The organism is Rhodoferax sp., from assembly GCF_028689295.1.
Classification (GTDB): Bacteria; Pseudomonadota; Gammaproteobacteria; order Burkholderiales; family Burkholderiaceae_C; genus Rhodoferax.
In genome coordinates this window covers 80,537-96,125 of sequence record NZ_JAQTWL010000014.1, presented here as the reverse complement: position 1 = coordinate 96,125, position 15,589 = coordinate 80,537, and the positions used below count along the sequence as shown (strand labels likewise).

Annotated in this window: 24 protein-coding genes, 1 tRNA gene and 2 pseudogenes; 2 read left to right on the top strand and 25 right to left on the bottom strand. The window is 54.4% G+C overall.

Annotated elements, in window-relative coordinates; translation table 11 throughout:
• The 22 genes and pseudogenes from hisH to PHF15_RS12450 all read right to left on the bottom strand — a co-directional run.
• Positions 1-330: pseudogene (gene hisH / locus PHF15_RS12555) on the bottom strand (imidazole glycerol phosphate synthase subunit HisH); the annotation flags it as partial.
• Positions 331-379: 49 nt separating this feature from the next.
• Positions 380-1,018, bottom strand: coding sequence for an imidazoleglycerol-phosphate dehydratase HisB (gene hisB, locus PHF15_RS12550; RefSeq protein WP_300121534.1), 639 nt, complete (start codon positions 1,016-1,018; stop codon positions 380-382).
• Positions 1,019-1,206: 188 nt separating this feature from the next.
• Positions 1,207-1,283, bottom strand: a tRNA-Met gene (locus PHF15_RS12545).
• A gap of 21 nt (positions 1,284-1,304) precedes the next feature.
• The gene (rplQ, locus tag PHF15_RS12540) at positions 1,305-1,700 is read right to left on the bottom strand and encodes a 50S ribosomal protein L17 (protein ID WP_300121532.1); all 396 of its coding nucleotides are present in this window, start codon (positions 1,698-1,700) and stop codon (positions 1,305-1,307) included.
• Between the two features lie 70 nt (positions 1,701-1,770).
• Positions 1,771-2,763: a DNA-directed RNA polymerase subunit alpha gene (rpoA, locus tag PHF15_RS12535; RefSeq protein WP_300121530.1), complete on the bottom strand. Its 993-nt coding sequence runs from the start codon at positions 2,761-2,763 to the stop codon at positions 1,771-1,773.
• Between the two features lie 103 nt (positions 2,764-2,866).
• On the bottom strand, positions 2,867-3,490 hold the full coding sequence (rpsD, locus tag PHF15_RS12530; RefSeq protein ID WP_300121529.1) for a 30S ribosomal protein S4: 624 nt from the start codon (positions 3,488-3,490) through the stop codon (positions 2,867-2,869).
• An 83-nt stretch (positions 3,491-3,573) separates the two neighbouring features.
• Positions 3,574-3,978 carry a 30S ribosomal protein S11 gene (gene rpsK / locus PHF15_RS12525; RefSeq protein ID WP_296494774.1) on the bottom strand — a complete coding sequence of 135 codons (405 nt, stop codon included), beginning with the start codon at positions 3,976-3,978 and terminating at the stop codon, positions 3,574-3,576.
• Positions 3,979-3,997: 19 nt separating this feature from the next.
• A complete protein-coding gene (gene rpsM, locus PHF15_RS12520) occupies positions 3,998-4,363 on the bottom strand; it encodes a 30S ribosomal protein S13 (RefSeq protein WP_296494776.1) in 366 nt (121 codons plus the stop codon).
• 24 nt (positions 4,364-4,387) lie between these two features.
• Positions 4,388-4,501, bottom strand: coding sequence for a 50S ribosomal protein L36 (gene rpmJ / locus PHF15_RS12515; protein WP_012348927.1), 114 nt, complete (start codon positions 4,499-4,501; stop codon positions 4,388-4,390).
• A 33-nt stretch (positions 4,502-4,534) separates the two neighbouring features.
• Positions 4,535-4,753: a translation initiation factor IF-1 gene (gene infA, locus PHF15_RS12510; RefSeq protein WP_223907181.1), complete on the bottom strand. Its 219-nt coding sequence runs from the start codon at positions 4,751-4,753 to the stop codon at positions 4,535-4,537.
• Between the two features lie 10 nt (positions 4,754-4,763).
• A complete protein-coding gene (secY, locus tag PHF15_RS12505; protein WP_300121528.1) occupies positions 4,764-6,074 on the bottom strand; it encodes a preprotein translocase subunit SecY in 1,311 nt (436 codons plus the stop codon).
• Between the two features lie 22 nt (positions 6,075-6,096).
• Positions 6,097-6,528 carry a 50S ribosomal protein L15 gene (rplO, locus tag PHF15_RS12500; RefSeq protein WP_300121547.1) on the bottom strand — a complete coding sequence of 144 codons (432 nt, stop codon included), beginning with the start codon at positions 6,526-6,528 and terminating at the stop codon, positions 6,097-6,099.
• A 10-nt stretch (positions 6,529-6,538) separates the two neighbouring features.
• Positions 6,539-6,721: a 50S ribosomal protein L30 gene (rpmD, locus tag PHF15_RS12495; RefSeq protein ID WP_300121527.1), complete on the bottom strand. Its 183-nt coding sequence runs from the start codon at positions 6,719-6,721 to the stop codon at positions 6,539-6,541.
• Between the two features lie 14 nt (positions 6,722-6,735).
• On the bottom strand, positions 6,736-7,260 hold the full coding sequence (rpsE, locus tag PHF15_RS12490) for a 30S ribosomal protein S5 (RefSeq protein ID WP_300121525.1): 525 nt from the start codon (positions 7,258-7,260) through the stop codon (positions 6,736-6,738).
• Positions 7,261-7,278: 18 nt separating this feature from the next.
• On the bottom strand, positions 7,279-7,644 hold the full coding sequence (gene rplR / locus PHF15_RS12485) for a 50S ribosomal protein L18 (RefSeq protein ID WP_300121524.1): 366 nt from the start codon (positions 7,642-7,644) through the stop codon (positions 7,279-7,281).
• A gap of 11 nt (positions 7,645-7,655) precedes the next feature.
• Positions 7,656-8,189 (bottom strand): 50S ribosomal protein L6, encoded by a 534-nt coding sequence (gene rplF / locus PHF15_RS12480; protein WP_300121522.1) that lies wholly within the window; start codon positions 8,187-8,189, stop codon positions 7,656-7,658.
• Positions 8,190-8,215: 26 nt separating this feature from the next.
• On the bottom strand, positions 8,216-8,611 hold the full coding sequence (gene rpsH / locus PHF15_RS12475; RefSeq protein WP_300121521.1) for a 30S ribosomal protein S8: 396 nt from the start codon (positions 8,609-8,611) through the stop codon (positions 8,216-8,218).
• A gap of 18 nt (positions 8,612-8,629) precedes the next feature.
• Positions 8,630-8,935 (bottom strand): 30S ribosomal protein S14, encoded by a 306-nt coding sequence (gene rpsN / locus PHF15_RS12470; RefSeq protein ID WP_300121519.1) that lies wholly within the window; start codon positions 8,933-8,935, stop codon positions 8,630-8,632.
• Positions 8,936-8,943: 8 nt separating this feature from the next.
• Entirely contained in the window at positions 8,944-9,483 is a 540-nt protein-coding gene (gene rplE / locus PHF15_RS12465) for a 50S ribosomal protein L5 (protein WP_300121517.1), read from the bottom strand.
• A 2-nt stretch (positions 9,484-9,485) separates the two neighbouring features.
• Complete coding sequence (gene rplX / locus PHF15_RS12460) at positions 9,486-9,806, bottom strand: 50S ribosomal protein L24 (protein WP_300121515.1); 321 nt, start codon at positions 9,804-9,806, stop codon at positions 9,486-9,488.
• A 9-nt stretch (positions 9,807-9,815) separates the two neighbouring features.
• Complete coding sequence (gene rplN, locus PHF15_RS12455; protein WP_075585457.1) at positions 9,816-10,184, bottom strand: 50S ribosomal protein L14; 369 nt, start codon at positions 10,182-10,184, stop codon at positions 9,816-9,818.
• 178 nt (positions 10,185-10,362) lie between these two features.
• The gene (locus PHF15_RS12450; RefSeq protein ID WP_300121513.1) at positions 10,363-11,973 is read right to left on the bottom strand and encodes a glycerol-3-phosphate dehydrogenase/oxidase; all 1,611 of its coding nucleotides are present in this window, start codon (positions 11,971-11,973) and stop codon (positions 10,363-10,365) included.
• Between the two features lie 231 nt (positions 11,974-12,204).
• Here PHF15_RS12450 and PHF15_RS12445 point away from each other — a divergent pair.
• Both PHF15_RS12445 and proC read left to right on the top strand, forming a co-directional pair.
• A pseudogene (locus PHF15_RS12445) lies at positions 12,205-12,488 on the top strand (FGGY-family carbohydrate kinase); the annotation flags it as partial.
• Positions 12,489-12,564: 76 nt separating this feature from the next.
• Positions 12,565-13,380 carry a pyrroline-5-carboxylate reductase gene (gene proC / locus PHF15_RS12440; protein ID WP_300121512.1) on the top strand — a complete coding sequence of 272 codons (816 nt, stop codon included), beginning with the start codon at positions 12,565-12,567 and terminating at the stop codon, positions 13,378-13,380.
• 5 nt (positions 13,381-13,385) lie between these two features.
• Here proC and ubiA read toward each other — a convergent pair whose 3' ends face one another.
• Genes ubiA through PHF15_RS12425 form a run of 3 tightly spaced genes read right to left on the bottom strand, consistent with a single transcriptional unit; the run spans position 13,386 to position 15,550 of the window.
• Complete coding sequence (ubiA, locus tag PHF15_RS12435; RefSeq protein ID WP_300121510.1) at positions 13,386-14,249, bottom strand: 4-hydroxybenzoate octaprenyltransferase; 864 nt, start codon at positions 14,247-14,249, stop codon at positions 13,386-13,388.
• A gap of 26 nt (positions 14,250-14,275) precedes the next feature.
• Positions 14,276-15,223: a LysR substrate-binding domain-containing protein gene (locus PHF15_RS12430; protein ID WP_300121509.1), complete on the bottom strand. Its 948-nt coding sequence runs from the start codon at positions 15,221-15,223 to the stop codon at positions 14,276-14,278.
• Positions 15,224-15,247: 24 nt separating this feature from the next.
• Positions 15,248-15,550 carry a DUF2007 domain-containing protein gene (locus tag PHF15_RS12425; RefSeq protein ID WP_300121508.1) on the bottom strand — a complete coding sequence of 101 codons (303 nt, stop codon included), beginning with the start codon at positions 15,548-15,550 and terminating at the stop codon, positions 15,248-15,250.
• Positions 15,551-15,589: the final 39 nt, after the last annotated feature.

Genomic DNA, 15,589 nt, shown 5'->3' with positions numbered 1-15,589 from the left:
ACCTGGCGTATTCCCCTCCGCGCTGTGGTCCAACAGCATTTGCATGACCACACAGACGCAAAACAAGGGTTTGCTGGCAGCGGCATCCAGCACCGACTGTTGCAAGCCCGATTCGCGCAGCTCGCGCATGCAATCCGGCATGGCGCCCTGGCCCGGCAGCACAATGCGTTGGGCAGCACGCACCACATCGGGGTCTTGGGTGATCACGACTTCAAAGCCAGTGCCCACAGCCGCCGCTTGGACTGCTTGCGAGACAGAGCGCAAATTGCCCATGCCGTAATCGACCACCGCAACCACTTTGCCGGTACCAGGATTGACGATTGAATTCATTGCTACTTAAGCACGATAGGCAAATGTCAGAGCCCTATTTTTCTTGGAACTAGAGCGAACCTTTGGTGGAAGGAACGCTGCCAAGGGCGCGCGGATCAAGCTCCAGCGCCGCGCGCAGGGCACGGGCAAAGGCCTTGAACACCGTTTCGGCCTGGTGGTGGGCGTTGACGCCTTTCAGATTATCGATGTGCAGCGTCACCAGCGCGTGATTGACGAATCCCTGGAAGAATTCATGCATCAATTGACTGTCGAAGTTGCCGATCATGGTGCTGGTGAAAGGCACGTCCATCACCAAGCCGGGACGACCCGAAAAATCGATCACCACCCGGCTCAAGGCCTCATCCAGCGGCACATAGGCATGGCCATAGCGGCGAATGCCCTTTTTATCTCCCACCGCCTTGTAAACGGCTTGCCCGAGCGTGATGCCGACATCTTCAACGGTGTGGTGGCCGTCGATGTGCAGATCACCGTCGGCATCGATGTCGAGGTCGATCAGACCGTGGCGGGCAATTTGATCGAGCATGTGATCAAAAAAACCAATGCCGGTATGCAGGTGCGACTGACCGGTGCCGTCCAGGTTGACGCGCACGGTGATTTTTGTTTCTGCGGTCTGACGAACGACTTCAGCGCAACGCGGCGCGCCATTGGCCGATACATCAGGCAATTCAGTCAGTGGATAGTTTGTCATGGAGGCTTGATCAACAGCGAAAAAAACAGGGGGTACACGAATGAAATAGCCAGTTCGACAATTTACGACAGCTCTTTCTGCAAGTTCATTTTGCCTTAATTGACACCGTGTAACCGCAGTATTTACTTCAACGCATCAATTGGACAAAAAAAAGGCCTACACAAGTAGACCTTTTTAGACGCTATAACTGGTTGCGCGAGAAGGATTTGAACCTCCGACCTTTGGGTTATGAGCCCAACGAGCTACCAGACTGCTCCATCGCGCGGTATGTGTGTATTGTAGCCGATCAGGCGGCTGTTTCAGCTTCTGGAGCAACAGTTTCAGGACCCCGATCAACCAGTTCAACGAGACACATCGGCGCGTTGTCACCGACGCGGAAACCCATTTTCAGGATGCGGGTGTAACCGCCTGGACGGGCGTTGAAACGGGGACCCAGCACATTGAACAATTTGACAACCGAGTCGCGATCACGCAGACGGTCAAAGGCCAGACGACGGTTGGCCAGCGTTGCCGTCTTGGCCAAGGTAATCATGGGTTCAACCACGCGACGCAATTCTTTGGCTTTTGGCACGGTGGTTTTGATAACCTCGTGCTCAATCAGCGAATTCATCATGTTACGCAACATCGCCAAACGATGGGAAGAAGTGCGATTTAATTTACGAAGACCAAGGCCGTGACGCATAGTGGATTCCTTTATTTAATTAAAACAGCCGTATCAGGTACTGTTCATGTCACATTGATAATTTGTGAGATTATTTTTTTTCGAGAGAAACAGGTGGCCAACTTTCCAGTTTCATACCTAAAGTCAAGCCACGGGAAGCCAGAACTTCCTTGATTTCATTGAGGGATTTTCTGCCCAGATTTGGCGTCTTCAACAACTCGTTTTCGGTGCGTTGAATCAGATCGCCGATGTAATAAATATTTTCAGCTTTCAGACAGTTCGCAGAGCGCACCGTCAACTCAAGTTCATCTACCGGGCGCAACAGCACGGGATCGAAATTGGAACTTCCACCACGAACCGGCGACGCAATGATGGAATCAACATCGCCACCTTCGAGCTGAGCGAAAACTGCCATCTGTTCAATCAGAATCTTGGCAGAAGCACGTACCGCATCCTCAGCAGAAAGGGCGCCGTTGGTCTCGATATCGAGAATCAACTTGTCCAGGTCGGTACGCTGCTCGACCCGTGCACTCTCCACCGTGTAGCTAACACGCTTGACTGGTGAAAAGGAAGCATCCAGAACAATCCGGCCGATCGACTTTGTGGTGTCATCCAGGTGCCGGCGCAAGGTTCCAGGTACATAACCACGACCACGCTCCACCTTGATCTGGACGTCAAGTTTGCCGCCGTGCGCCAAATTGGCAATCACATGATCAGGGTTGATGATTTCAACATCATGCGGGGTCTGGATATCGCCAGCGCTCACCACGCCCTCGGTATCCTTGCGCAAGCTCAAGGTGACTTCGTCACGGTTGTACAACTTGAAAACGATACCTTTGAGGTTGAGCAGAATATTGACGACGTCCTCATGAACCCCTTCGATCGAAGAGTATTCATGAAGCACTCCGGCAATGGTCACCTCGGTCGGTGCATAACCGGGCATTGACGAAAGCAACACGCGGCGCAATGCATTACCCAAGGTGTGGCCGTAACCTCGTTCGAAAGGTTCTAATACAACTTTAGCCCTGTTGGTAGATAACTGCTCAACATTGATAGCCTTAGGTTTTAGTAATATATTTTGCATGTATAAATCCTCTGAGTACCCCCGGCAAATGACACCGGAAAAGGCTTACGATGCAACTGACGAGCAATACACCATCGGTTGCCAAAACATAGGCTGATGACACTTAACGTGAATACAACTCGACAATCAGCGATTCGTTCACATCTGCGGCAAATTGATCACGATCCGGGACCGATTTGAAAACACCCTCAGCCTTTTCAGCGTTGACTTCAACCCAAGCAGGCATGCCAACCTGTTGCGCCAGTTGCAAGGCCTCAACGATACGATTTTGCTTGCTGGATTTTTCGCGAACAGAAACAATGTCACCGACCTTGACCAAGTAGGATGGAATATTGACCGACTTGGCATTCACCAGAATGGCTTTATGTGAAACCAACTGACGTGATTCAGCGCGGGTCGAGCCGAAGCCCATACGGTAGACCACGTTGTCGAGACGCGTTTCAAGCAGGGTCAACAAGTTGGCGCCAGTGTTGCCCTTGCGACGATCAGCTTCTTCAAAATAACGGCGAAACTGTTTTTCAAGAATGCCGTACATGCGCTTGACTTTTTGTTTTTCGCGCAATTGAATGCCAAAATCAGAGGTACGCGCACCCGAAGTGCGGCCATGCTGACCCGGCTTGGAATCGAATTTAACCTTGTCTCCGATGGAACGACGTGCGCTCTTGAGAAACAGGTCGGTGCCTTCACGGCGGGAGAGTTTGCCCTTGGGGCCTAAAAAACGTGCCACTTGAATTTCCTTTTGATCAGCTACCGCTCAAAAAAAGCGGGAGCCAATGTGCGAACACATTGGCGGTGGGCTTGGTTTATGAATTAAATACGACGGCGCTTTTGCGGCCTGCAACCGTTGTGCGGTACAGGTGTCACATCGGCGATCATATTGATGCGGATGCCCAGAGCAGCCAAGGCACGAACCGAAGACTCGCGACCTGGACCGGGGCCCTTGATTTCGACATCAAGATTCTTGATGCCCTGTTCAATCGCAGTGCGACCAGCCACTTCCGACGCCACCTGAGCAGCAAAAGGAGTGGACTTGCGAGAGCCTTTGAAACCCTGACCACCAGAGGATGCCCAGGCAAGTGAATTGCCCTGACGATCCGTGATCGTGATGATGGTGTTGTTAAAAGAGGCATGAACGTGCGCAATACCGTCTGCCACGTTCTTGCGAACTTTTTTACGTACGCGCTGAGCTGCGTTATTGGCGGGTGCTTTGGCCATAATGTTCTTTCAGTGCCTGTTATTTCTTGAGTGATTGCGCAGCTTTGCGAGGGCCTTTACGCGTACGCGCATTGGTACGCGTGCGCTGACCGCGCAAGGGCAACCCACGACGATGGCGAAAGCCACGATAGCAGCCAATGTCCATCAAACGCTTGATGTTCATGGTGGTTTCACGGCGCAAATCACCTTCGATGGTGAATTTGGCGACTTCATCACGCACTTTTTCAAGATCAGAATCGGTCAGATCTTTGATCTTTTTGGAGTAGTCGATGCCGCATGACTCACAAATCTTGCGAGCGCGACTACGTCCAATGCCGAAAATAGCGGTTAAGCCGATTTCGGAATGCTTTTGTGGCGGAATATTAATACCAGCGATACGTGCCATTTTGGTCCTCTATAACTCTTGCAATTAACCCTGACGCTGTTTGTGTCGTGGATCTGTACAGATCACACGAACAACGCCTTTGCGTCGAATAATTTTGCAGTTGCGGCAAATTTTCTTTACCGAAGCCGAAACTTTCATTGCATTCTCCTAAACAATTCTTAACAATTGAAACTACTTGGCACGAAACACAATGCGTGCCCGGCTCAAATCGTACGGTGTAAGCTCTACCGTCACTTTATCCCCTGGCAAGATCCTGATGTAATGCATGCGCATTTTTCCGGAAATGTGACCTAGAACAATATGACCATTTTCAAGTTTGACCCTGAAGGTTGCATTGGGAAGATTTTCAACAATCTCGCCCTGCATCTGAATAACGTCGTCTTTTGCCATATTCTTAACCTCAAGTCGCCTTAAAGTTAGCTTTTTTCAGCAAAGATTCATACTGCTGCGACATCAGATAATTTTGTACCTGGGCCATGAAGTCCATGGTCACCACCACAATAATCAGCAGTGATGTGCCACCAAAATAGAAAGGCACGTTGTATTTGAGAATCAGGAACTCTGGCAACAAACAAACCAAAGTGATGTAAATGGCACCGATGAATGTCAAGCGCAGCAGAATCTTGTCGATGTATTTGGCGGTGTTGTCGCCGGGGCGAATACCTGGAACAAAGGCGCCACTCTTCTTTAGATTATCAGCCGTCTCGCGGCTATTGAATACCAACGCCGTGTAGAAAAAGCAAAAGAAAATAATGGCCGCGGCGTATAACATGACGTAGATCGGCTGACCCGGCGTCAGGGAACCCGCAATATCTTTCAGCCAGCGCATCGAATCGCCAGCGCTGAACCAACCAACGACAGTTGCCGGCAACAGGATGATTGACGAAGCGAAAATCGGAGGAATCACACCCGCCATATTCAGCTTGAGCGGCAGATGCGACGATTGCCCACCATACACTTTATTACCCACTTGGCGCCTGGCGTAATTCACCAGAATCTTGCGCTGACCACGTTCGACAAACACGACAAAATAAGTCACCAAGCCGACCAGCAGCACAATGAGCAAAGAAATAATGATGCTCATGGCGCCCGTGCGGACCAGTTCCAGCAGACCACCGATGGCATTGGGTAAACCAGCTGCAATACCGGCAAAAATCAGAATCGAAATACCGTTACCCAGTCCGCGTTCGGTAATTTGTTCACCCAGCCACATCAAAAACAAGGTACCCGCAGTCAGCGTGACCACGGCAGTCATGCGGAAACCGAATCCTGGCGCAATCACCAGACCAGCAGAACTTTCCAATGCCACAGCGATCCCAAGAGACTGGAACAAAGCCAGGCCCAGTGTGCCATAGCGTGTGTACTGCGTGATTTTGCGCCGACCGGCCTCGCCTTCCTTTTTAAGCTGCTCAAATGCCGGCAACACATAACCCATCAATTGCATGATGATCGAAGCCGAGATATACGGCATGATCCCCAGGGCAAATATGGTGAATCTGGACAAGGCGCCGCCGGAAAACATGTTGAACATGCCGAGAATACCGCCTTGCTGGCCTTTGAAAAACTGCTGCAGCTGAACCGGGTCTATGCCGGGCACAGGAATATGCGCTCCCACACGGTACACCACGAGAGCGAGCAACAAAAAGACGAGCCGACGACGCAAGTCGCCATACTTGTCTGTTTTTGCCGAAAGAGCCGAGCTAGTAGCCACTTACACCAGTCCTGAATCTGAATTAAGCAACGCTGCCGCCAGCCGCTTCAATGGCTGCCTTGGCCGCGACGGTGGCACCGATGCCATTCAACTTGAATGCTTTGCTTACTTCGCCAGTCTTGATGACCTTGACCACTTTGGCCAGTTCACCGACCAAGCCAGCCTGTTTCAAAACGAGCAAGTCAATGTCTGACGCATCAAGCTGGTTGAGCGCGGACAAAGTCACTTCTGCATTGAACTTCAACAACGCCGACTTGAAGCCGCGCTTGGGCAAACGCCGCTGCATGGGCATCTGACCGCCTTCGAAACCAACCTTGTGGTAACCGCCAGCGCGTGATTTTTGACCTTTGTGGCCACGACCCGCCGTTTTGCCAAGCCCTGAGCCGATGCCGCGACCAACGCGGCGTTTGTAATGTTTTGCGCCGTCAGCCGGCTTGATGCCATTGAGTTCCATCATTTACCTCTTAGAGCACTTTGACCAGGTAGCTGATCTTGTTGATCATGCCGCGGACTTCAGGGGTGTCCACCAGCTCGCTGGTGCTGCGAATCTTGCGTAAACCCAAACCGCGAACGGTGGCGCGATGCGACTCTGCACAACCGATGGGGCTACGCACGAGTTGCACTGTCACTTTATTTTGCGTTGTCATTTTGAAGACTCCAATCAGGCAAAAATTTCTTCGATGGTTTTTCCACGCTTGGCGGCAACCACTGAAGGCGTTGTGGCGTGCGATAACGCATCCAACGTAGCACGAACCATGTTGTAAGGATTCGAGGAGCCATGGCTCTTGGCCACGATATCGGTGATTCCGATGACTTCGAAAACTGCACGCATCGGGCCGCCAGCAATGATGCCGGTACCTTTGGGAGCGGGCGCCATCATGACGGAAGCCGCACCATGGTGACCCATCACCTTGTGGTGAATGGAACCATTTTTGAGCGAGACCTTGGTCATGTTGCGACGCGCTTCTTCCATGGCTTTTTGCACAGCTGCAGGAACTTCTTTCGACTTTCCCTTGCCCATGCCCACTGTGCCGTCGCCGTCACCGACCACGGTCAATGCTGCGAATCCGAGGATACGACCACCCTTGACCACTTTCGTGACCCGGTTGATCGCGATCATCTTCTCGCGCAGACCATCCTCAGGCCCTTCAGCCTTACCTTGCATTTTTGCTTGTACTTTAGCCATTATTAGTTTCCGATCTGCTTAGAACTGCAAGCCAGCTTCACGTGCTGCATCAGCCAGCGCTTTGACACGGCCATGGTACGCAAACCCGGAACGATCAAACGCCACTTTTTCAACACCTACAGCTTTTGCCTTTTCAGCCAAACGCTTGCCGATAACCTGGGCAGCAGCAACATTGCCACCTTTACCAGACCCGCCCAATGATTGACGCACTTCGGCTTCCACCGTGGATGCTGTGGCCAACACCTTGCTGCCATCGCCAGAAATAACACTGGCGTAAATGTGCAGATTGGTGCGATTCACCGTCAACCGCGCGACGCCCTGGAGAGCGATGCGAATACGGGTTTGACGGGCTCTGCGAAGACGCTGCTCTTTTTTGCTCAACATGGTGCAGATCCTTATTTCTTCTTGGTTTCTTTGATCGCGACTTTTTCGTCGGCATACCGAATGCCCTTGCCTTTGTAAGGCTCGGGCGGACGGACTGCACGGATTTCAGCCGCTACCTGACCAACGCGCTGACGGTCAGCGCCCTTGATCACAACTTCTGTCGGCGTGGGCGTAGCAACAGAGATGCCTACCGGCATGTCCATGTTGACGGGATGCGAATAACCCACCGTCAAATTAAGCTTGTTGCCGGTTGCTTGCGCTTTGTAACCAACGCCAATCAAGGTCAATTTTTTCTCGAAACCCTTGGTAACACCAATCACCATGTTGCTGACCAACTGGCGCATCGTGCCAGCCATGGCGTCGGCTTCACGCGATTCGTTGACCGCTGAAAAACTCAACTTGCCAGATTCGCTGGATACTTTGACCAGGGCATTTTGAGTGAGCGACAGCAAGCCGCCAGCACCCTTGACACTCAGATTTTGTTCACCCACCGTCACATCTACGCCAGATGGAATAGAGACGGGCATTTTCGCAATACGGGACATCTTGTATTTCCTCTCAATGTCACGCTTTAGGCGACGTAGCAAAGCACTTCGCCACCGACACCGGTAGCACGCGCCTTGCGATCAGTCATGACACCCTGGGGTGTTGTGACAATTGCCACACCCAGGCCGTTTTGAACTTGTGGAATGGCATCGCTGCCACGGTACACGCGCAGGCCAGGACGACTGACGCGCTCGATGCGCTCAATCACCGGACGGCCAGCGTAATATTTCAGAGCTATCTCAAGCTCAGGTTTACCATCTGCCGGATTGACTTTGAATCCATCGATGTAGCCTTCGTCTTTCAGGACTTGGGCAATCGCGACTTTCACTTTGGATGAAGGTACACGAACAGATGTTTTTGCAACCATTTGCGCATTTCGAATGCGTGTCAGCAGGTCGGCGATCGGGTCACTCATGCTCATATCTATTTCTCCTGCCGATTACCAGCTAGCTTTGACGATGCCAGGTATTTCACCGGCAAAAGCCATTTCGCGAATCTTTGCACGCGCCAAGCCGAAGTGCTGGAACGTACCACGTGGACGACCCGTGATAGCACAACGGTTGCGCTGACGGGTGGGGTTTGCGTTACGAGGTAACATCTGCAGGCCCAAACGAGCCGCCGCGCGCTCTTCGTCCGTGCGCTTGGCATCCGTAGAAATCGCCTTCAATTCCGCATGTTTTTTTGCGTACTTGGCAACCAGTTTGTCGCGTTTGAGCTCGCGTTGGATTAAAGCCATCTTAGCCACAGATCACCTCAGTTCTTGAAGGGAAAACGGAAACCGGCGAGAAGAGCTTTGCACTCGTCATCACTCTTGGCCGTTGTTGTGATGCTGATGTTGAGACCGCGCAAGGCATCGACCTTGTCGTACTCAATTTCAGGGAAAATAATTTGCTCTTTGACGCCAATGTTGTAGTTACCGCGGCCATCGAACGAACGGCCCGAAATACCGCGAAAGTCACGAACGCGCGGCAGAGCTACCGTGACAAAGCGGTCCAGAAACTCATACATCTGGGCTCCGCGCAATGTCACCATACAACCAATGGCTTGATTCTCGCGAATCTTGAATCCAGCAATGGCTTTCTTCGACATGGTCACCACAGGTTTTTGACCTGCGATTTTGGTCAAATCACCCACGGCGTGGTCCATCACTTTTTTATCTGCCACGGCTTCGCTCACACCCATGTTCAGAGTGATCTTGGTCAGGCGCGGCACTTGCATGGGCGATTTGTAGCCGAATTTGGCCATCAATTCGGGCGCCAGCTTTTCACGATAGAGTTGTTGCAAACGAGCCATTTTCATGCCACCTTGATTTCTTCGCCGCTGGACTTGTAAACGCGAACGCGCTTGCCGTCAGCCTGCAATTTGATGCCCACGCGATCAGCCTTGCCGCTTGCTACATTAAAAATAGCAACATTGGACTGGTGAATGGCCATGGTTTTTTCAACGATGCCGCCAGCCTCACCCTTCATCGGATTGGGTTTGGCATGTTTCTTGACGATATTGACGCCCTCAACCACCAGGTGAGAATCATCCTTGCGCAACGTGACCTTGCCACGTTTACCTTTATCGCGCCCAGTGAGCACGATGACATCGTCGCCTTTGCGAATCTTGTTCATGTGATGTCCTTACAAAACTTCAGGGGCCAAAGACACGATCTTCATGAACTTTTCAGTGCGCAGCTCGCGCGTGACTGGTCCAAAGATACGGGTGCCAATAGGCTCAAGCTTGGCATTGAGCAGCACGGCTGCATTGCCATCAAATTTGACCAATGAGCCATCACTGCGGCGAATGCCCTTGGCAGTACGAACCACCACAGCGCTATAGACATCGCCTTTTTTGACACGACCACGAGGCGCAGCTTCTTTGATACTGACTTTGATGATGTCGCCCACGCTAGCGTAGCGACGTTTGGATCCGCCCAGCACCTTGATGCACAGAACGGACTTTGCGCCAGTGTTATCGGCGACTTCGAGTCGAGATTCGGTTTGGATCATTTGTTTAATTCCCAACTTGCACCAAAATCAAACCCGCACAATGCAAATTTGATTTCGGTCAGTCTTGGGCCCGGCGCACGCAACATGAACCACTCATGTTGTTAGGTTGGGGCAGACACTTCGGTGTAAAGCGAAGCCCTGAATTATGCACTAAAAACAGGGGTCTGTCAAAACTTTTTCAGGATTGCAGCAAATAATTGGCTGCCAACGATCGGAATTCTTGAACTTTTGGATCTTTTTGGGTTTCTTCACGCAGTACTTCACCCACTCGTGCTGCAAGCTCAATGGCAAGACGCGCATCCAGAAACAGCAGGCGTGATCGCCTGGCCAACACATCTTCCACTGTCAATGCATATTCATAACGTGCGGCAAAGCGCACCATGGCAACGGTCAATCCGGCGCACAACGCCTCTGCGGCTCCTGGCAATGTTTTGATGAATGCCTGTTCAGTGCCATAGGAGTGCCATCCGGGCGCCCCAGTTAGCGGCCTCACAGCGGCCGAAGCTGACTCGGCGCCACTACCCAACAAACGCAGGGTTTTTGTGGTGCTCTCCTGAGTCGGTGCAATCAGTTGGTGCTCGATACATTTATCAAGCACATCCGCAGCCATAGCCCGATATGTCGTCCACTTGCCGCCTGTGACGGTCACCATCCCACTGCGACTGATCAAAATCGTGTGTTCCCGGCTCAGTCCCTTGGTGCTGCCGCCCTCATCCTGCTGCGGTTTGACCAGGGGGCGTAGTCCCACCCAAATGCTTTTGACATCGGCCAGCGTGGGCGCGCGACGCAGGTATTTGGCGGATTCGCTCAAAATAAATTCGATTTCTTCCTTGAAGGCGATAGGCTCACGGGCCAGATCGTGGCGCGGTGTGTCGGTGGTTCCAAGGATGACTTTTCCCAGCCAGGGCACTGCAAACAGCACGCGCCCGTCGGCCGTTCTGGGCACCATCATTGCCACGTCGGCACCCAGAAAGTCACGCTCCACCACTATATGCACCCCCTGGCTGGACGCCACGATGGGCTGCGTGGCGCGGCCGTGGTCACCAGGCACAGCCAATCCGTCCTTGTGTCGCAATTCATCCACCCAAACGCCGGTGGCATTGACGACGCACGGGCTTGGGAGCTGATACCCCTTTCCAGTCAGTTGATCTTCGCACGCCAAACCGGAGACTTTGCCGTTGTCATAGGTCAGTCCGGTGGCTCGACAATAGTTGACCAAAAGCGCCCCATAACTGGCCGCCGTGCGCGCCAGCACAATGGCCAGACGCGCATCATTGAATTGACCATCCCAATATTTCACCGCCCCTTGCAGTCCCTGAGCACGCAGCGCAGGCAAATACGCCAGGGTTTCCTTGCATCCCAAAAGCTCGGTTTTCCCCAAGCCGGCGCGCCCCGCCAGCAAGTCGTACATTTTCAGTCCGGCGCCGTAGAACCCCACCTCCCACCAGCGATAGGTGGGCATCACAAACTGCAGCGGCTGCGCTAGATATGGCGCGTTATTCAACAACAGCGAGCGCTCATTCAGGGCTTCCCGCACCAAAGAAATATTGCCCTGTGCCAAATAACGCACGCCGCCATGCACCAACTTGGTCGATCGGGACGAGGTGCCCTTGGCAAAATCATGCGATTCAACCAAAACCACGCGCAAGCCCCTCGCAGCGGCATCCAGAGCCACACCCAAACCTGTCGCGCCACCGCCCACAATGGCGATGTCGTAGTGCCACGGTTCCGCCAGACGGGTGATCAATTCGGAACGCCGGGTTGCAAGTGCTTTGGGTAAAGTGACCATGCGATATTCATCTTGGATACAAACCGTCCCATTATTCGCCACTTCAGGATACTTCCATGACCTATCTGCTCGCTCTGGACCAGGGTACCTTGGGCTCACGCCGCATCGTGTTCAACGCCCAGGTTCAGTTGGTGTGCAAGCACAACAAGAACTCACCCAACACGACCGGCAACCCGGTTGCGGGTGCATGCCACGGATGCCGGCAATGCCTCGCGCAACAACTTTACAGCAGTCAAGGAGTGGCGAGTGGACGGTGGCGCCTGTGTGAACGACCTGCTGATGCAGTTTCAGGCTAATTTGCTTGGCATTCCGGAGGTACTGCCAGCGATGATTGAAACCACAGCAATCGGCGCGGCTTACTTGGCCGGGGTGTGCCAGAACACAGAAGAACTTGGCAGCCTGTGGCAAGTCGAGCGCCGTTTCGAGCCCGCTGTGGCAGCCCAGCACGCCGCAGAGGCGATGGCGCGCTGGGAAAACATGCTGTGCGGCAAACCGTGCTGCCAATCGATCGTTGAAATCGACCCGTCCTGACTTTTGATTAGACTTGCAGCCTTTACAAACCTAGCGCGGATTTACCTCTGCACACCATTCATGAGCAAACGAATCGCATTCATCGGCGGCGGCAACATGACCAGCGCCATTGTCAGTGGCTTGATCAAACAGGGACTCCCCACAGAACTGATTGACGTGGTCGAGCCTTTAGCCGAGGCGCGCGACAAGCTGCAGGCCAGCTTTGGCATCACCGCCCACCCGCAAGCGGGTGACTTTCTGCTGGATGCCCCGTTGCTGGTGTGGGCCGTCAAACCGCAAACCTTCAAGGAGGCGGCGCTGGCCGCAGCCCCGCACGTCCTGGGCGGCTTGCACTTGAGCGTGGCGGCCGGCATCCGTAGCGACAGCATCGCCGCCTGGCTTGGCACCGAGCGCGTGGTGCGCGCTATGCCCAACACCCCGGCGCTGATTGGCCAGGGCATCACCGGCCTGTTTGCCCGCGCCAGCGTCACAGCCAACGACAAAGCCTTCGTTGAACAGGTCATCGCGACCACCGGCGAGTCCCTCTGGATGGAGGTCGAAGACCAGCTCGACGTGGTCACCGCCTTGTCCGGCTCCGGACCGGCCTACGTGTTTTATTTTATGGAAGCCATGATCATGGCGGGCACCGAGATGGGCCTGAGCCGCGAACAAGTGCACCAATTGGCCGTAGCCACTTTCACGGGTGCCAGCGCTTTGGCCAAAACTTCGGGCGATTCGCCACAAGTGCTGCGCCAGCGCGTCACCTCCAAGGGTGGCACCACCTTCGCAGCGATTTCCAGCATGGAAGACAACGACGTGCGCGCCTTGTTCATCGACGCCATTTACGCCGCCCGCGAACGCGCCAGGGAGCTCGGCGATGAGTTCGGTGCGGCCTGATTTATTTATTGCACGGCATAGCTGACAGCAATGCCGGCAAAGACAGCAAAACCCAGCCAGTGGTTGAGCCGAAAAGCCTTGAAGCAGCCGTCGCGGGTGCGTGACCGGATCAGGGTGAAATGCCACGCCACCTGGGCCAGCGCCACAGCAAGGCCGATATAAAAAAGCACGCCCTGCACATAGTCCCTCAGCGCCAGCGTCCATATGCTGATAAATGCCAAATAAAACAGCATGACCAACGGCACATCCCACGTGCCCAATGTGATGGCCGAAGTCTTGATGCCCAGTCGCAGGTCATCATCCCGGTCCACCATGGCGTACTCGGTGTCGTAGGCCAGCACCCAGAACAGGTTGCCCAACATCAGCAGCCAAGCCAGCGGCGGCAAGTCGCCGCGCACGGCGGCAAAGGCCATCGGAATCCCCATGCCGAAGGCAATGCCCAGCACCGCCTGCGGCATCGACACATAGCGCTTGGCATAAGGGTATGCCAGCGTGACAGCCAGCGCAGCAGCCGACAGACCCACCGTAATGGCGTTGGTGGTGAGTACCAGCGCAAAAGCAATTAGCGCCAGCACAGCGCCCAAGGCCAGCGCCTCTTTCACCGAGACGGCGCCAGTGGTCACCGGCCGCCCTGCCGTGCGCTTGACGTGTTTGTCAAAGTCACGGTCGGCCACGTCGTTGACGCAGCAGCCCGCGCTGCGCATCAAAATCGTGCCGATCACAAAAACGCTGAGCAAATGCCAGCCCGGAAAGCCGCCTGCGGCCACCCACAGGGCACTCAGCGTCGGCCACAGCAGCAACAGCCAGCCGGCCGGGCGGTCCCAGCGGATCAGCGCCAGATACAAATCCGGTTTTTTTCGCCAACGCATCGTTTGGTAACTTGCACTTTTATTTTTCATGACAAGCGCTTAACGCCCGGCAACTCGCAGGCATAAATGGCATTGCGCAGCGCGGCAATGGCTTCGTAGCGGGTAAAGCTGCGCCGCCAGACCAGCACCACCCGGCGTGTCGGCGGGTCACCCGCAAACGGCAGGTATTTCACAAAGGCATCTTCATGGCGCCTGGCTTTGGCCGCCAGCGCTTCCTTGGGCACACTTAGGCGCGGCACCAGGGTGACACCCATGCCGGCGGCCACCATGTGTTTGATGGTTTCCAGCGACGAGCCTTCAAAGCTCTTGCGAATGCCCTCGGTATTGCTGGAAAAACGGGCAAACTCCGGGCAAACCTCCAGCACATGATCCCGAAAACAATGACCGCTGCCGAGCAACAACATGGTCTCGTTCTTCAACTCTTCGCTGGTGATGCGGGTCTTTGCCGCCAGCGGGTGGTTGTATGGCACAGCGGCCATGAACGGCTCGTCGTAGAGCGGTGCAACCGCCAGCCCGGTATCCGGAAACGGCTCGGCCAGAATGGCGCAATCAATTTCGCCGGTGCGCAGCATCTCCAGCAACTTGACGGTAAAGTTTTCTTGCAGCATCAAGGGCATTTGCGGCGTGTGCGCAATCATCTGACGCACCAGATCGGGCAACAAATAGGGGCCGATGGTGTAGATGATGCCTAAAGTGAGCGGTCCACCCAGCGGATCCTTGCCGCGCTTGGCAATCTCCTTGATGGCGGTGGCCTGCTCCAGCACGCTTTGCGCCTGGCGCACGATTTCCTCGCCCAGCGGGGTCACCGTGACCTCATTGGCGCTGCGCTCGAACAGCTTCACATCGAGTTCTTCCTCGAGCTTTTTCACAGCGACAGACAAGGTCGGTTGAGACACATAGCAGGCCTCGGCCGCCTTGCCAAAGTGCCGCTCGCGCGCCACCGCCACGATGTATTTGAGTTCGGTCAGGGTCATGGCACTATTTTCACCCAGAGTGCGCTAGGCGGGCATCCAGGCACCGCAGGCCCAGCACTGCTCGAAACCGCCTTCCACCAGTTCGCCGCAGACGCATTGCCAGCGCCGCTGCGGCACATGCTGCAAGTGGTACAACAATTCACGTGCGCGCGCCCCCTGCGCCGAGTCCTGAATCCAGACCTCGGGCAGGCACTGATCGGGCGGCAGCTCACCGGCGACGCCGCTCAAATACTGGCGCTGCACGCTGGCGTCAATGCCTTCGACCTTGAGCGCATCAGCCCACAGGGTGGCGATCGCGACGTTGGGAGCTTGGGTCAGTTTTGGCATGGGCGCTCAAGCATACGCGGCTTTCAGATTGAGATGCTG

Excerpts from the sequence above, each read along its gene's own strand:
- rplQ (WP_300121532.1), bottom strand. The coding sequence starts at position 1,700 with ATGCGTCACGGCCTTGGTCTTCGTAAATTAAATCGCACTTCTTCCCAT.
- rpmD (WP_300121527.1), bottom strand. The coding sequence starts at position 6,721 with ATGACAACGCAAAATAAAGTGACAGTGCAACTCGTGCGTAGCCCCATC.
- rplR (WP_300121524.1), bottom strand. The coding sequence starts at position 7,644 with ATGTTGAGCAAAAAAGAGCAGCGTCTTCGCAGAGCCCGTCAAACCCGT.
- rpsH (WP_300121521.1), bottom strand. The coding sequence starts at position 8,611 with ATGAGCATGAGTGACCCGATCGCCGACCTGCTGACACGCATTCGAAAT.
- rplO (WP_300121547.1), bottom strand. The coding sequence starts at position 6,528 with ATGGAACTCAATGGCATCAAGCCGGCTGACGGCGCAAAACATTACAAA.
- rplE (WP_300121517.1), bottom strand. The coding sequence starts at position 9,483 with ATGGCTCGTTTGCAACAACTCTATCGTGAAAAGCTGGCGCCCGAATTG.
- ubiA (WP_300121510.1), bottom strand. The coding sequence starts at position 14,249 with ATGCGTTGGCGAAAAAAACCGGATTTGTATCTGGCGCTGATCCGCTGG.
- PHF15_RS12425 (WP_300121508.1), bottom strand. The coding sequence starts at position 15,550 with ATGCCAAAACTGACCCAAGCTCCCAACGTCGCGATCGCCACCCTGTGG.
- proC (WP_300121512.1), top strand. The coding sequence starts at position 12,565 with ATGAGCAAACGAATCGCATTCATCGGCGGCGGCAACATGACCAGCGCC.
- hisB (WP_300121534.1), bottom strand. The coding sequence starts at position 1,018 with ATGACAAACTATCCACTGACTGAATTGCCTGATGTATCGGCCAATGGC.
- rplF (WP_300121522.1), bottom strand. The coding sequence starts at position 8,189 with ATGTCCCGTATTGCGAAAATGCCCGTCTCTATTCCATCTGGCGTAGAT.
- rpsM (WP_296494776.1), bottom strand. The coding sequence starts at position 4,363 with ATGGCACGTATCGCTGGTATTAATATTCCGCCACAAAAGCATTCCGAA.
- PHF15_RS12450 (WP_300121513.1), bottom strand. The coding sequence starts at position 11,973 with ATGGTCACTTTACCCAAAGCACTTGCAACCCGGCGTTCCGAATTGATC.
- infA (WP_223907181.1), bottom strand. The coding sequence starts at position 4,753 with ATGGCAAAAGACGACGTTATTCAGATGCAGGGCGAGATTGTTGAAAAT.
- PHF15_RS12430 (WP_300121509.1), bottom strand. The coding sequence starts at position 15,223 with ATGACCCTGACCGAACTCAAATACATCGTGGCGGTGGCGCGCGAGCGG.
- rpsK (WP_296494774.1), bottom strand. The coding sequence starts at position 3,978 with ATGGCCAAAGCACCCGCCAATAACGCAGCTCAGCGCGTACGTAAAAAA.
- rpoA (WP_300121530.1), bottom strand. The coding sequence starts at position 2,763 with ATGCAAAATATATTACTAAAACCTAAGGCTATCAATGTTGAGCAGTTA.
- rpsE (WP_300121525.1), bottom strand. The coding sequence starts at position 7,260 with ATGGCTAAAGTACAAGCAAAAATGCAAGGTAAGGCTGAAGGGCCTGAG.
- rplX (WP_300121515.1), bottom strand. The coding sequence starts at position 9,806 with ATGAACAAGATTCGCAAAGGCGACGATGTCATCGTGCTCACTGGGCGC.
- rplN (WP_075585457.1), bottom strand. The coding sequence starts at position 10,184 with ATGATCCAAACCGAATCTCGACTCGAAGTCGCCGATAACACTGGCGCA.
- rpmJ (WP_012348927.1), bottom strand. The coding sequence starts at position 4,501 with ATGAAAGTTTCGGCTTCGGTAAAGAAAATTTGCCGCAACTGCAAAATT.